This window comes from Nitrospirillum amazonense (assembly GCF_007828035.1).
GTDB classification, from domain to species: Bacteria; Pseudomonadota; Alphaproteobacteria; order Azospirillales; family Azospirillaceae; genus Nitrospirillum; species Nitrospirillum amazonense.
The window spans coordinates 1-1,315 of the sequence record NZ_VITV01000033.1; the positions used below are offsets into that span (position 1 = coordinate 1).

Sequence of the window (1,315 nt, forward strand, 5' to 3'; positions counted from 1 at the left end):
AGGCTGCCCAACGTGCCCGTCGCCGCCACGTAGACCGCGTTGCTGGCGCTGATCGTGCCGCTGTTGTTCAGGCTGCCCAGCACCGTGCCGACATAGTCGTTCAGGCCCGCGACGACCAGATTGGTGCCGCTGGTGGTGCCGGTCACGGCCAAGCCGGTCACGCCCCCCGCCGCCACGTTGGCGCCGGTGTAGTTGGAGCCGACGCCGCCCGTCACCAGGGTGGTGGAGCTGACCTGTCCCGCCAGATAGTTGGCGGTGCCGGACAGCGTGGCCACGACCGTGCCGCCGGTGATGCTGGCCGCACCGCTGACCACCAGGCGGCCCGCGCCGACATCCAGGGTACCGGCTGTCTGGCTGTACTGGCCCGTGACGCTGATCAGCGTGCCCAGCCGCACCGAGGCGCCCATGTTGGACAGGGTGTTGCCGCCCAGGACAACCTGATCGTTCAGCAGCAGGCTGCCCGAGGCCAGCACCACGTTGGCGTTGCTGGCCAGCGCGCCGACGGCGCCGGATTGGCCGGTCAGGGTGCCGATGGTGCCGCCCGTCCCGCCGATGATGGTCAGCGGGCCGCCGCCGGCATTGTTGATGGTCCCGGCGATGGTGCCGGTGTTCACCAGCGTGCCCAGGATGCTGCCGATGTAGAGCGCCTGCGAGCCGTTGATCAGCCCGCTGTTGACCAGGGTGCCGACGGACCCGCCGAAGGCCACGGCCACGCTGACGCCGCTGATGGTGCCGCTGTTGACGACCGTGCCGTAGTTGCCCTGGCCCTGGACCCCGGTGCTGCCCGCGGCGATCACGCCGGTGTTGACCAGGGTGCCCACACTGCCCTGATTGACGAAGGCGTACCGGCCGTTCAGCAGCCCGCTGTTGGTGACGACGCCAACCGAGCCGCCGTTGGTGATATGGATGCCGGTATTGGCGCTGATGGTGCCGGTGTTGGTGAGCGTGGCCAGCGTGCCGCCGACATAGTCGTTGTTGACGGCCAGCAGCAGGTCGACATTGCCGCCGATGGTGGCGATGGACGTGCCGGTGCTAAGGCCCAACGCACCGCCCGTGACGGTGAGGGTGGCACCGGTGTAGTTGGATCCCGCGCCGCCCTGCACCAGGGTGTAATTGCCACCCGCCAGGTAGTTGCCCGTGCTGGACAGGCTGGCGCTGACCTTGCCGCCGGTGATGCTGGCCAAGCCGCTAACCACCAGCTGGCTGACCCCGGGGTTGACCACCAGGGTGCCAGACGCCTGGGTGTAGTTGCCGGTGATGGTGGCGACAGTGCCCAGGGTGATGGCGCCCCCGGCGTTGGTCACCGTGTTGGTGC

The 1,315-nt window shown here is 69.1% G+C and carries 1 protein-coding gene; it reads right to left on the bottom strand.

What is annotated here, in order from left to right; genetic code table 11:
* Nucleotides 1-1,315, bottom strand: a 1,315-nt coding sequence (locus tag FBZ87_RS29440; RefSeq protein WP_211107299.1) for a beta strand repeat-containing protein, incomplete at both ends; no start/stop codon positions are given.